This is a genomic window from Streptomyces sp. NPDC058663 (genome assembly GCF_042716745.1).
Lineage (GTDB): Bacteria > Actinomycetota > Actinomycetes > Streptomycetales > Streptomycetaceae > Streptomyces.
The window spans coordinates 17,769-30,871 of the sequence record NZ_JBHXRV010000047.1; the positions used below are offsets into that span (position 1 = coordinate 17,769).

Below are 13,103 nucleotides of genomic sequence, written 5' to 3' on the forward strand. Positions count from 1 at the left end.
GCGCGAGATCGGTGCGCGGCCGGGCGCGCCGCGGCCGGGCGGTGCGCGGCTCCCGAAATCCCCACCGCACGCCAAAGGGCCCGCCCCCGCGAAACCGTCTCGCGGGGGCGGGCCCTCAGCCACGTACAGAGGCACGTACGGGGGTATCAGACGCTCACGCGTCGAAGACCTCGTTCACCAGCGCCTGCTGCTCCGCCTGGTGCCGCTTCGCCGAACCGACCGCCGGCGACGAGCTGTGCGGCCGCGAGATGCGGCGCAGGCGCTCGCCGTGCGGGATGTCCGCGCCGACCGCCAGGTCCAGGTGGTCGATCAGGTTGAGGGCGATGAAGGGCCACGAGCCCTGGTTCGCCGGCTCCTCCTGCGCCCACAGGTACTTCTCCGCGTTCGGGTACTTGGCGATCTCGGCCTGGAGCTCCGCACCCGGGAGGGGGTAGAGGCGCTCGACGCGGATGATCGCCGTGTCCGTGGCGCCCCGCTTCTCCCGCTCGGCGTCCAGGTCGTAGTAGACCTTGCCCGCGCAGAACACGACCTTGCGGACCGCGCCCGCTTCCACCGAGTCGTCACCGATGACCGGACGGAAGCCGCCCGTGGTGAACTCCTCCGCCTTCGACGCCGCCGCCTTCAGACGCAGCATCGACTTCGGGGTGAAGACGATGAGCGGCTTGTGGTGCGGGTTGTGCACCTGCCAGCGCAGCAGGTGGAAGTAGTTCGAGGGGAGGGTCGGCATGGCGACCGTCATGTTGTTCTGGGCGCACATCTGGAGGAAGCGCTCCGGGCGGGCGGACGAGTGGTCCGGGCCCTGGCCCTCGTAACCGTGCGGCAGGAGCAGGGTGACGCCGGACGTCTGGCCCCACTTCTGCTCGGCGGAGGAGATGAACTCGTCCATCACGGTCTGCGCGCCGTTGACGAAGTCGCCGAACTGGGCTTCCCAGATGACGAGGGATTCCGGGCGGGCCAGGGAGTAGCCGTACTCGAAGCCCATCGCCGCGTACTCGGAGAGCAGCGAGTCGTAGACGTTGTAGCGGGCCTGGTCGTCCGAGAGGTACTGGAGCGGGGTGTAGTCCTCGCCCGTCTCCTGGTCGACGAGGACCGCGTGGCGCTGGCCGAAGGTGCCGCGGCGCGAGTCCTGGCCCGCCAGGCGGACCGGGGTGCCCTCCATCAGGAGGGAGCCGATGGCAAGGGTCTCGCCCATGCCCCAGTCGATCGTGCCGTCCGAGACGGATGCCGCACGGCGCTGCATCTGCGGCATCAGGCGCGGGTGGACGTGGATGTGGTCGGGGATGTTGACCTGCGACTCGGCGATCCGCTTCACGGCCTCCTGCGAGATCGCGGTGGTCACGGCCACCGGGAACTCGGCCTGGATGTCGTGGTACGGGGCCGCGGACGGGGCCGAGTTGGCCTCGCGGACCTCCGCGAACACCTTCTCCAGCTGGCCCTGGAAGTCCTGGAGCGCCTGCTCCGCCTCTTCGAGGGTGATGTCGCCGCGGCCGATCAGCGACTCGGTGTAGAGCTTGCGCACCGAGCGCTTCTTGTCGACCAGCGAGTACATCTGCGGGTTGGTGAACTGCGGGTTGTCGCCCTCGTTGTGACCGCGGCGGCGGTAGCAGATGAGGTCGATCACGACGTCCTTGTTGAACGTCTGGCGGAACTCGAAGGCCAGGCGCGCGACGCGGACCACGGCCTCCGGGTCGTCGCCGTTCACGTGGAAGATCGGCGCCTCGATCATGCGGGCCACGTCGGTGGCGTACATCGAGGAGCGCGAGGCCTCCGGGGCGGCGGTGAAGCCGACCTGGTTGTTGATCACCACGTGCACGGTGCCGCCGGTGCGGTAACCGCGCAGCTGCGACATGTTGAAGGTTTCCGCGACGACGCCCTGGCCCGCGAAGGCCGCGTCGCCGTGCAGGGCGACCGGCAGGACGGTGAAGTCCGTGCCGCCCTTGTTGATGATGTCCTGGCGTGCGCGGGCGATGCCCTCCAGGACCGGGTCGACCGCCTCCAGGTGCGAGGGGTTGGCGGCCAGCGAGACCTTGATCTGCTCGCCGTCCAGACCGGTGAAGGTGCCCTCGGCGCCCAGGTGGTACTTCACGTCGCCGGAGCCGTGCATCGACTTCGGGTCGAGGTTGCCCTCGAACTCGCGGAAGATCTGCGCGTACGACTTGCCCACGATGTTGGCGAGCACGTTCAGCCGGCCGCGGTGGGCCATGCCGATGACGACCTCGTCCAGGCGCGACTCGGCGGCGCTGTCGATGACGGCGTCGAGCAGCGGGATGACCGACTCGCCGCCCTCGAGGGAGAAGCGCTTCTGGCCGACGTACTTGGTCTGCAGGAAGGTCTCGAAGGCCTCCGCCGCGTTCAGCCGGCGCAGGATGCGCAGCTGCTCCTCGCGCTCCGGCTTGGAGTGCGGGCGCTCCATGCGGTCCTGGATCCACTTGCGCTGCTTGGGGTCCTGGATGTGCATGAACTCGATGCCGGTGGTGCGGCAGTACGTGTCGCGCAGCACGCCGAGGATGTCGCGGAGCTTCATCATCGACTTGCCGGCGAAGCCGCCGACGGCGAACTCGCGCTCCAGGTCCCACAGGGTGAGCCCGTGCTCGTTGATGTCGAGGTCGGGGTGCTTGCGCTGCTTGTACTCCAGCGGGTCGGTGTCGGCCATGACGTGGCCGCGTACCCGGTAGGAGTGGATCAGCTCGAAGACGCGGGCGGCCTTCGTGACGTCGTCGTCGTGCGAGGCGTCGATGTCCTTGAGCCAGCGGACCGGCTCGTAGGGGATGCGCAGCGCCTTGAAGATCTCGTCGTAGAAGTGGTTCTCACCCAGCAGCAGGTTCGCCACATTGCGCAGGAACTCGCCGGAGGCGGCGCCCTGGATGACCCGGTGGTCGTACGTGGACGTGAGGGTCATCACCTTGGAGATGCCCAGCTTGTTCAGGGTGTCCTGCGAGGTGCCCTGGAACTCGGCCGGGTAGTCCATCGAGCCGACGCCCATGATGACCGACTGGCCGGGCATCAGACGCGGGACGGAGTGGACGGTGCCCAGACCGCCCGGGTTGGTCAGGGAGACCGTGACGCCGGTGAAGTCGTCCATCGTCAGCTTGTTGTCGCGGGCGCGGCGGACGATGTCCTCGTAGGCCTGCCAGAACTCGAAGAAGTCGAGCGTCTCGGCCTTCTTGATGCCGGCCACCACCAGCTGGCGGTCGCCGTTCGGCTTCACCAGGTCGATGGCGAGACCGAAGTTGACGTGCTCCGGCTTGACCAGGGTCGGCTTGCCGTCCTTCTCCGTGAAGGAGTAGTTCATCGACGGCATGGCCTTGATGGCCTGCACCATCGCGAAACCGATGAGGTGGGTGAAGGAGATCTTCCCGCCCCTGGCCCGCTTCAGGTGGTTGTTGATGACGATGCGGTTGTCGAAGAGCAGCTTCACCGGGACCGCGCGCACGGACGTGGCCGTGGGGACCTCGACGGAGGCGTTCATGTTCTTCGCGACGGCGGCGGAGGGGCCGCGGAGCGTGACGTACTCGGGGCCCTTCGGGGCCTCCGCCGCGGGCTCGGCCTCGGCGGGGGCAGGCTTCGCGGGGGCGGCGGCGGGCTTGGCGGCCGGAGCCGCGGCCTTGGGCGCCGGTGCGGCAGCCGCGGGCTGGGCGGCCTGCGCCGCCGGTGCCTGCGCGGCGGGCTCGGCCTTGGCAGGTGCGGCGGCCGGTGCGGCCGGTGCGGCGGCCGGAGCCGACGCCTGGGCAGGGGCCGCGGGTGCGGACTGCGCCGGGGCTGCTGGGGCTGCTGGGGCCTGTGCGGCGGGTGCGGGCTTCTCGGCCGCCGAGCCGGTGGTGCCCGGCTTGTAGTCGGCGAAGAAGTCCCACCAGGCGCGGTCGACGGAACTGGGGTCCTGGAGGTACTGCTGGTAGATCTCGTCGACGAGCCACTCATTGGGACCGAAGGCCGCGGCAGGGTTCTTCCCCTGCCCGTCCTGGTCGGTCGACGAGAGACTTGAGCTACTGGGGGACTGAGACGACACGGCGTTAACCGCCCTCTTCCGCTTCGCAAGGTGGTGGACAGCGGAAATAAAGGCTACGCCTCCCCGGCCGGGAGATGCAGACCGGGCGGGGCATCCGTCGCGTAAGTCACATCGGAGAGCTGGTTTCGGCGCACGATTTGGCGGGAAACAAGCGTGGTTCCGCTGTGGACCTCGCGTCAACCGGGTGCGAGCCGGGTGCATCCGACCGAGGACGCGGCCTTTAGTCCCGCATCCTGGCAGGACGGACGCAGAACGTCCGTTTCTATTTCGAACCCTACGTCAACCGCGTGGACCGCTGATCCCCGGAAGGCTGACCTGGATCCGGCAACCGCGTTCTGATTCGGCCACTCCGATGTGACCGCCGTGCAGATCGACCGCCCAGCGGGCGATGGCGAGACCGAGACCGGTACCGCCGTCACTGCCGGACGAGGGCTTGGCAGGCGCCTTCCCCTGGTTGAACCGTTCAAAAACCCGATGCCACTGGGACTTGGGTATACCGGGGCCCTCGTCGTGCACTTCCAGCTCCAGGGACTCCGGCAGCTCGCCGCGCCGCGCCCGTACCGTCACCCGGCCGTGCGGGGGACTGTGCTTGACCGCGTTGTCGATCAGGTTGGCGACGACCTGGTGCAGCCGCTCCTGGTCCGCGTGCGCGGTCAGCTCGGGCGGGGAGACATCCAGGTGCAGATGGACGTCCTTGCGCGTGTGGTGCCCGGAGCCGGAGATCAGACCGCGCTGCGCGGCGGCCAGATTGGCCTCCTTCAGCACCCCGGAGAGGTACGGCCACACTTCGAAGCGGTACGCCTTCAGCGGTACGACACCGTTGTCCAGCCTGGCCAGGTCGAGGAGGGTCTCCACCAGCCCGCCGAGCCGCTCGGTCTGCTTGAGCGCGGTCCGCATGGTCTCCGGGTCGGCCGCCACCACACCGTCCACCACGTTCTCCAGCACGGCGCGCAGCGCGGCGATCGGGGTCCGCAGCTCGTGCGAGACGTTGGCGACCAGCTCCTTGCGGTTCTGGTCGACGGCCTGGAGCTCCTCCGCCATGCGGTTGAGCGTGGTGGCAAGCCCGCCCAGCTCGTCCCGGCGGCCCTCGCCGCCGACCCGCCCGGTGTAGTCGCCGTGCGCCATGGCCGCGGCCACGTCCCGCATCTCGTCCAGCGGCTTCGTGAGGTTGTGCGCCACGAACTGGGTGATCAGCATCGACGCGATGATCGAGAAGACCGTGATGAAACGCAGCTCGGTCTTGGTGGCCAGCGCCACCATCACCAGACCCGTGGTGAGGGCCACCGACACCACGACGAGCGCGATCAGCTTCGCCCTGATCGTGAAGGGCCGCAGCACGAAGAGCGACGGCTCCCGCCGCTGCCCCGGCACCGCGCGCCGCAGGACCGACCCCTTCGTCCCGGCCGCGCTGGTCACGGCGCCGGTGTCTCCAGCGCGTAACCCACACCGTGAACGGTACGGATGCGCTCCGCGCCGATCTTCCGGCGCAGCGCCTTGATGTGACTGTCGACGGTCCGGGTGCCGGAGGCGTCCGCCCAGTCCCACACCTCTGCCAGGAGCTGCTCACGGGAGAGCACCGCGCGCGGGGTGTTCGCCAGACAGACGAGCAGGTCGAACTCGGTGGGGGTGAGGTGCACGTCCTCGCCGTGCACGCGCACCCGGCGCTGTGCGTGGTCGATCTCCAGCTCGCCGAGGCGCAGGATGCCGCTGCGCGGGGTGGCGGCGGCGATCGTCGCCCGCTCGACCCGGCGCAGCAGTACGTGCACCCGGGCCGCCAGCTCCCGCATGGAGAACGGCTTCGTCATGTAGTCGTCGGCTCCGACGCCCAGACCGACGAGCATGTCCGTCTCGTCGTCGCGGGCCGTGAGCATCAGCACCGGAACCGGCCGCTGTGCCTGGACCCGGCGGCAGACCTCCAGGCCGTCGAAGCCGGGCAGCATGATGTCGAGGACCATCAGGTCCGGCTGCCAGGCCTCGGCGGTGTCCACCGCCGCGGGGCCGTCGCCGGCCGTCTGTACCTGGAAGCCCTCGGCCCGCAGCCGGGCCGCGATGTTGTCCACGATCGTGGAGTCGTCCTCGACGACCAGTACCCGGCGCTGAGCGCCTGGCGTGGCCGCGAGTCCGTTGTGGCTGGTGTGTGTCTGCTCCATCGCCCCGCCCCTGGAGTGCGTTCGTATTCCCGCGGTCAGATGAGCAGCGTACGGGCACTGACCAGCCCACGGCTACGCGGTGCAACAACCGGAGAGGGGGACCGAACGGGATGTGCCAGGCAAGTCGCACGGCATCCTCCCAATCCTGCTGAATACGACATTCCGCAATGACTCTTCGTAAGTCCCGTCGTGACAACTCGCCCTGTGCACAAGGAGGTAGACGTTGCGTAGGCAAGGTGTCCCGCTGTGTCGTCAGGGTGACGCCCTGTTCACCCGCGGCAGGGTTGTACCGGCACCCGTGGGGAACCTGTGAATGTTCTCCCGGGGGCGGGGATCAGGTGTGCGGGGAGCCGCCCGGGAGGGGCCGGGGGGTCGGTCCTGCCGACGCTCCCTCTGCTGTGAAGGTTGCCTCGGGAGGATGCGATGTGAGGTGTGTCATAGACGTGGCGGGATATCGGGGCAGAAAGTGAGCGTTGTCTGCAAGAGAGCAGGAACGACGGGCCGACGGGTCTGTCCGTAAGCAGCAGGCGAACGCGAGAGACGCGGCCGAGGGACACGGGCGTGGCTTGACGATTCCGGCCGCGCACCCCGGGTGCGGTGGTCCGGGGGAATGGGGCCTCACGCAGTGCACCGTGCAGCGACGCAACATCAGCAGAAGGCCGGGCGGCGAGGGGCCGCAGCGGGAGAGTGGGCCTCAGCCTCAGCGGGTCCGCAGGCGCGGTCGGCGGAGGAGCAGGGGCTCACCGGGGTGCCGGCGCTCTCCGGGGTGCCGGGCCAACGGCAGGTGACTGTCTCGGCCGCGGTCCCGGATGAGGTGTCCGTGGTGGGTCCGGCCGGTCCGGTGCCGCTTGCGGGTGCTGGTGCCGCGGTGGGCCCGGCCGTCACGGCCGCTACCCCGGATGCATCCGCCGCCACGGACCCCGCCGAGGGCGTTCGTACCGGCCGGGCCGTCACCGCCGACTCAGCGGTCGTCCCCGGTCGGGCCTCCGCCACCGGCGGGGACGCCCCCGCGGTCTGCGGGGTCACTGCCGCCCCCGTCGCCACCACAGGCCTGTCCGCCCCCACAGGCCCGACCGCCTCAACCGACCCGGCCGTCACCGCCGTCAGCCCCCCATCCGCGAGCCCTCACAGGCCCCCGCACGCCAGGCGTTGGCATCTCTGGCACCTGCTGCCCACTCCCACCGGCACCCCCTTCACGTTCTGTTACGCACTCGTCCTGGTCGCCACGTCCCTCTACGCCCAGCTCGGCGACCCGGCCACCGTTTCGGCGCTGCTGCGTGCTTCCAGCACCGACGTCGCACACCTCACCAGCACCCCGGTGTTCTCGCTGGTCGGCAGTGCGCTGTGGGTGGCCGGCGGGCTGGCCTCGCCGTACGCCCTGGGATTCCTGGTCGTGCTCACCGCGTTGGAACGCCGCATCGGGGGACTCGGTACCGCCGCGGTCTTCGCGTTCGGACATGTGGTGGCCTCGCTGGCCACCGAGGTGCCTGTCGGTGTCGCGGTCTGGGCGGGCCACCTCCCGGAGACCTCCCTGCACCGCCTGGACTTCGGCATCAGCTTCGGCCTGATGGCGTCGGTCGGAGCGCTGGCCGGAGTGCTGCGGCTGCCGTGGTTGAGGTGGGGGCTGCTGGGCGGCGTCGGTCTCGTACTGCTCCAGGACCTGGTGGCGTACGCGGACCCGCTGACCGCGCTCGGGCACCCGCTGGCGCTGTGCGTGGGGCTGACGACCTGGCCGCTGGTACGCCGCTGGAAGGAGCGCCGGGCCGCGCCCTCGTACCTGTAGGCGTCGCGCTTCGGGGCGCGGCGGTACCGGGGGCGGACGGGGAGGCGTCGGCCGCCGTCGGCGACCGGCTAACCGAGTCCCGGAAGGGCCGCGATGATCCGGTCCAGCTTCGGGATCTTCTTCATTCCGTCGGTGGTGACCTCGTGCCCCTGGTGGACGACCGCGGTGGTGATTCCGTCCATGACGGGCGGATCGGCCTTCGAGACCCGGGGGAGCTTCGCGAAGCCGGACTCGGCGAGCGCGGTGCGGAGTTCGGCCAGTTCGGCGGGGCTCATCCGGCCCCGTCCGGACCCCTTCTTCCGGTCCGTGGTGGTGTACGTGCCCTCGGTGCTGACCACGACGCTGCGGTGCCGGCCGTCGATGCCTCCGCTGACGGTGGCGGCGACGAGTTGCTGGCCCTTTCCGGGTACGGAGGTTGAGGGCGCGGGATCACCGGTCACCGGGGGCGCGGTGGGGGAGGGGGTGCCGTCGCCGGGCTGTGCCGTACCGGACGGGGCGCCGGTACTCGGCAGTCCCGTACCGGACGGGGTGCTGTCGCGCGGCGAGGCAGCCGAGGTCCCGGCGGACGAGGGGCCTCCGGTGGCCGTACCCGTTGCGCCGCACCCGGTCAGCAGCAGTCCGCCGCACAGGACCGCCGCCGCGGCCACCCCGGCGGACCGCACGGGCCGGGCGGAACCCAGCGGCCGGGCGGCGCCCAGGGACCCGGCGGCTCGCAGGGACCGGGCAACTCGCAGGGACCGGGCAACTCGCAGGGACCGGGCGGAACGCGTGCTCCGAGTGGATCGCATGATGCTCCCGTCGTGTGCTGTGTCGTCTGCTCCTGTCGCCGCTCTGACGTACGCACCACCCCCACGCGTTCCACCGCCCCCTTCCCCGGACGGTTCAACCCACTTCCTGCACCCGCCCGTCAAGGCCGGAAGACCCCCGTCAGCGGCGATACCCACTCCCAGCCCAGCGTCGAGTACAGCGCGTACCCGTCGTCCGACGCGCCGAGCACACAGTCCTCGGCGCCCTGCTGGGCCGCGTACGCCTGGAGTGTGCGCATCATCAGCGTGCCCAGGCCCCGCCTCCGGTGCACCGCGTTGGTCTCCACCTGGTCGACGACCGCCGTGCGCCCGACGACCGCGACCTGCCCGCGCACCCCGAGGGAGCCGTCGTCGGCCAGCACCAGCACCCGGGTCAGCCCCGCCCTGGACCAGCTGCGCCGGGTGAAACCGGCCGGCACCTCGGGCGCGGACACGCCGGGTGCGAGGGCGAGTGTCATCAGGTGCCCCGGGGCGTCGTACTCCCACCCCTGCGCCATCCACGGAGCCACCGCCTCGGGCGGCTCCACGCACTTGACCCAGGTGCCGGGCGCCGTGTCGTCACGCACCAGCTTGCGGAACGCGGCCCCGTCGGAGGCGTTCCGGCCGAACAGCACGTGCCGGGTGACGGCGTGCGGCAACCCGATGTCGATGGTGACGCCCCACGGCTGCGGCACCGGATCGGCGGCCCCGCGCGAAAGGGCCCACCCCTGCGCCCAGGCGTTGACGACGTCGGTGGTGGCGGCGAAGGCCATGCTGTTCCCCTTGCGCGACGTAATGGTCAGTTGCGGCTAGGGATCATTACACCTTCCCGGGTGGCGGGTTGTCGAGCTCCTTCTTGCAGGGAGGGGGAGTTGCCCGGGCCGCATGCGTCGGGGTGCTCAGCCGGCGCCGACCCGGTCGGCGACGACGAAGTCGGTCGCGCAGTCCGGGCAGGTGGCGTGCCCGAAGACATACGTCAGCAAGTGGGCGACCCGGTGCTGGCCGTCGGCGAGTGCGATGCCGTGCAGGCGCCGTCCGATGCCCGTCAGGTCGGCGGGGCTCACCGGCCGGAGCGGCTGCGCTCCGGCGTTGTCGCCAGACAGGTCGTACTCCTCGGCCGTGCAGAACAGTCCGCCCTCGGCCAGGACGACGAACAGGTCGCTCGCGCAGTCAGGGCAGGAGACCTCGTACTCCTCGTTCCCCAGGCCCCAGGCCAGGTCCTCGCTCCATCCTCCGGAGCCCGTGAGGCCTTTGACGCCTTCCACGCCGTCGAGTCCTTCCGTGCCCACGACGTCCTCGACGTCCTCGACGTCCTCGACGGCCTCCACGCCCTCGACGTCCTCCACGCCCTCGACGTCCTCCACGCCTTCGAGGCCGAGCATGGCCTCCAGGAGCCCGATGTACTCGGTGTGCCCGCTCGCGGACCGGAGGCGACGGCGCACCGCGGCCAGCAGAGTCGCGAGGTCCTGCGAGTGCTTCGTGCGCACATCGCCCGCCCCGTGCGGTTGCTGCCCGGCGCCCGCCATGATGGCGCCGGCCAGGGTCAGTGCGTTCACGGCCTGTTCCCGGTCGCCGCTCCCGGTCATGGCTGCCAGGTGGGGGAGGGCCGCGAAACTGGCCGTGCAGACGTCGCCCTGAGGGCAGAGGGCGGCCCACAGGTCGTCCCAGCGCGCGGGCGTGGGCTCCCGCGCGATCCGTTCCAGCAAGGCGGGGATGCCCTCGGCGGAGTCGTGGGCGCTCGTGGGTTCTGGCCAGTCGGTCATGGGCGGCATCCCACCAGGCCGGTGTCCGCCGGGTGATCGCTCAGAGCGAACACGGGTTGGGGAACACTGAAGGGCTCATATGCATTGAGTCGGTATAGCTCAACTTCACTGCCCAAGGGGAGATCATGGCATCGACGTCCACACCGCTCACCCTGCCCGTGCTGCCGCTCGACGACGAAGTCGTGCTGCCCGGGATGGTGGTGCCGCTGGACCTGTCCGACACCGAGGTGCGCGCGGCGGTCGAGGCGGCACAGGCTGCCGTCCGTACCGAGTCCAGCAAGCCGCAGGTGCTTCTTGTTCCGCGCATCGACGGCACGTACGCGGCGACGGGCGTGCTCGGCACCGTCGAGCAGGTCGGCCGGCTGTCCGACGGCGACCCCGGCGCGCTCATCCGGGCCCGCGGCCGAGTCAAGATCGGCGCGGGTACGACAGGACCCGGCGGCGCGCTCTGGGTGGAGGGCGCACGGATCGACGAGTCCGACCCCGACCCCGTGCCGGGTGCGGTCGCCGAGCTGGTCAGGGAGTACAAGGCCCTCGCGACGACCTGGCTGAAGAAGCGCGGCGCCTGGCAGGTCGTGGACCGCGTGCAGCAGATCGAGGGCGTCTCCGCGCTCGCCGACAACTCCGGGTACTCGCCGTTCCTGACCACCGCCCAGAAGGTGGAGCTCCTGGAGACCGCCGACCCGGTCGCCCGGCTGCGGCTCGCGCTGGCCGCCCTCAGCGAGCACCTCGCCGAGCAGGACGTCGCCGAGACCATCGCCAAGGACGTCCAGGAGGGCGTCGACAAGCAGCAGCGCGAGTTCCTGCTGCGCAAGCAGCTCGACGCGGTGCGCAAGGAGCTGCGCGACCTCAACGGCGAGGCCGAGGGTGAGGAGTCCGACGACTACCGGGCCCGCGTCGAGGCCGCCGACCTGCCGGAGAAGGTGCGCGAGGCGGCCCTCAAGGAGGTCGAGAAGCTGGAGCGCTCCAGCGACCAGTCCCCGGAGGGGTCGTGGATCCGCACCTGGCTGGACACCGTCCTGGAACTGCCGTGGAACGAGACCACCGAGGACCAGTACGACATCAGGGGCGCCAAGGAGATCCTGGACGCCGAGCACGCCGGTCTGGAAGACGTCAAGGAGCGGATCACCGAATACCTGGCGGTGCGCAAGCGCCGTGCCGACCGGGGGCTCGGGGTGGTCGGCGGCCGCAGGGGCGGTGCCGTGCTGGCCCTCGTCGGGCCTCCCGGCGTCGGCAAGACCTCGCTCGGTGAGAGCGTCGCCCACGCCATGGGCCGCAAGTTCGTCCGCGTGGCGCTCGGTGGTGTGCGCGACGAGGCGGAGATCCGCGGCCACCGGCGTACGTACGTCGGCGCGCTGCCCGGCCGTATCGTCCGTGCCATCAAGGAGGCCGGGTCGATGAACCCCGTCGTCCTCCTCGACGAGATCGACAAGGTCGGCTCCGACTTCCGGGGCGACCCGGCTGCGGCGCTCCTCGAAGTGCTGGACCCGGCCCAGAACCACACCTTCCGCGACCACTACCTGGAGGTCGAACTCGACCTGAGCGACGTCGTCTTCCTGGCGACCGCCAATGTGCTCGAAGCCATCCCCGAGGCCCTGCTCGACCGGATGGAGCTGGTCCGCCTGGACGGCTACACCGAGGACGAGAAGGTCGTCATCGCCCGTGACCACCTCCTGCCCCGCCAGCTCGACCGGGCCGGTCTGGAGCCCGGCGAGGTCACCCTGGAGGAGTCCGCCCTGCGCAAGCTGGCGGGCGAGTACACCAGGGAGGCAGGCGTACGGAACCTGGAGCGTGCGGTCGCGAGGCTGCTGCGCAAGGTCGCCGCACAGCACGAACTGGGCGACCGGGAGCTGCCGTTCGCCATCGAGGACGGTGACCTGCGCGAGCTGATCGGGCGTCCGCACCACGTGCCGGAGTCCGCTCAGGACCCGGCTGAGCGGCGCACCGCGGTGCCGGGCGTGGCGACCGGGCTCGCCGTGACCGGTGCGGGCGGTGACGTCCTGTTCGTGGAGGCGTCCCTGGCCGACGCGGAGACGGGCGGTGCGGGGCTGACCCTCACCGGCCAGCTGGGCGACGTGATGAAGGAGTCCGCGCAGATCGCGCTCTCCTTCCTGCGCTCGCACGGTGCCGAGCTCGAACTCCCGGTGGCCGACCTGAAGGACCGCGGGGTCCACATCCACTTCCCCGCGGGCGCGGTGCCCAAGGACGGCCCGAGCGCCGGCATCACCATGACCACCGCCCTGGCCTCCCTCCTCTCCGGCCGACCGGTCCGTACGGACGTGGCCATGACGGGTGAGGTCTCGCTGACCGGCCGGGTCCTGCCCATCGGCGGGCTGAAGCAGAAGCTGCTGGCCGCCCACCGGGCAGGGACCACCACGGTGGTCATCCCCAAGCGGAACGAGCCCGACCTGGACGACGTCCCGGCCGAGATCCTCGAAAAGCTGGAGGTGCACCCGGTGACCGACGTCCGCCAGGTGCTGGAGATCGCGCTGACCCCGGCGCGAGTGGTGGCGGAGCAGCTCGCCGCGTAGGCGACAGGTCGCCGCGTAAGCCTGGCGCCGCGTAAGCCTGGCGCCGCGTAAGCCGGGCGCCGCGCAAGACTGGTGCCGTGCAGGC

General features: G+C 70.8%; 8 protein-coding genes. 2 read left to right on the top strand and 6 right to left on the bottom strand.

All coding sequences use genetic code 11. From position 1 onward, the window contains the following. Positions 1 to 154 precede the first annotated feature (154 nt). The 3 genes from ACFWVV_RS29175 to ACFWVV_RS29185 all read right to left on the bottom strand — a co-directional run bounded on the left by ACFWVV_RS29175 (position 155) and on the right by ACFWVV_RS29185 (position 6,156). Positions 155 to 4,006 carry a multifunctional oxoglutarate decarboxylase/oxoglutarate dehydrogenase thiamine pyrophosphate-binding subunit/dihydrolipoyllysine-residue succinyltransferase subunit gene (locus tag ACFWVV_RS29175; RefSeq protein WP_384355354.1) on the bottom strand — a complete coding sequence of 1,284 codons (3,852 nt, stop codon included), beginning with the start codon at positions 4,004 to 4,006 and terminating at the stop codon, positions 155 to 157. 279 nt (positions 4,007 to 4,285) lie between these two features. Beyond that, positions 4,286 to 5,341 carry an ATP-binding protein gene (locus tag ACFWVV_RS29180; RefSeq protein ID WP_384355394.1) on the bottom strand — a complete coding sequence of 352 codons (1,056 nt, stop codon included), beginning with the start codon at positions 5,339 to 5,341 and terminating at the stop codon, positions 4,286 to 4,288. Positions 5,342 to 5,418: 77 nt separating this feature from the next. Continuing rightward, positions 5,419 to 6,156 (bottom strand): response regulator transcription factor, encoded by a 738-nt coding sequence (locus ACFWVV_RS29185; protein WP_362418308.1) that lies wholly within the window; start codon positions 6,154 to 6,156, stop codon positions 5,419 to 5,421. A gap of 868 nt (positions 6,157 to 7,024) precedes the next feature. On the opposite strand from ACFWVV_RS29185, the gene ACFWVV_RS29190 reads away from it, so the two are divergent. Then, positions 7,025 to 7,939 (top strand): rhomboid-like protein, encoded by a 915-nt coding sequence (locus ACFWVV_RS29190; RefSeq protein WP_384355351.1) that lies wholly within the window; start codon positions 7,025 to 7,027, stop codon positions 7,937 to 7,939. 68 nt (positions 7,940 to 8,007) lie between these two features. Here the strand turns inward: ACFWVV_RS29190 and ACFWVV_RS29195 are convergent, their stop codons facing one another. From ACFWVV_RS29195 to ACFWVV_RS29205, 3 genes are all read right to left on the bottom strand, one after another. After that, entirely contained in the window at positions 8,008 to 8,601 is a 594-nt protein-coding gene (locus tag ACFWVV_RS29195) for a hypothetical protein (protein ID WP_384355349.1), read from the bottom strand. A gap of 245 nt (positions 8,602 to 8,846) precedes the next feature. Continuing rightward, on the bottom strand, positions 8,847 to 9,497 hold the full coding sequence (locus ACFWVV_RS29200; RefSeq protein WP_384355347.1) for a GNAT family N-acetyltransferase: 651 nt from the start codon (positions 9,495 to 9,497) through the stop codon (positions 8,847 to 8,849). A 126-nt stretch (positions 9,498 to 9,623) separates the two neighbouring features. After that, positions 9,624 to 10,487 (bottom strand): hypothetical protein, encoded by an 864-nt coding sequence (locus tag ACFWVV_RS29205; RefSeq protein WP_384355345.1) that lies wholly within the window; start codon positions 10,485 to 10,487, stop codon positions 9,624 to 9,626. Positions 10,488 to 10,612: 125 nt separating this feature from the next. Between ACFWVV_RS29205 and lon the strand changes: the two genes are divergently transcribed. Further along, positions 10,613 to 13,018, top strand: a complete 2,406-nt coding sequence (lon, locus tag ACFWVV_RS29210; protein ID WP_384355343.1) for an endopeptidase La — start codon at positions 10,613 to 10,615, stop codon at positions 13,016 to 13,018. Positions 13,019 to 13,103 lie beyond the last annotated feature (85 nt).

Excerpts from the sequence above, each read along its gene's own strand:
- ACFWVV_RS29185 (WP_362418308.1), bottom strand. The coding sequence starts at position 6,156 with ATGGAGCAGACACACACCAGCCACAACGGACTCGCGGCCACGCCAGGC.
- ACFWVV_RS29200 (WP_384355347.1), bottom strand. The coding sequence starts at position 9,497 with ATGGCCTTCGCCGCCACCACCGACGTCGTCAACGCCTGGGCGCAGGGG.
- ACFWVV_RS29205 (WP_384355345.1), bottom strand. The coding sequence starts at position 10,487 with ATGACCGACTGGCCAGAACCCACGAGCGCCCACGACTCCGCCGAGGGC.
- lon (WP_384355343.1), top strand. The coding sequence starts at position 10,613 with ATGGCATCGACGTCCACACCGCTCACCCTGCCCGTGCTGCCGCTCGAC.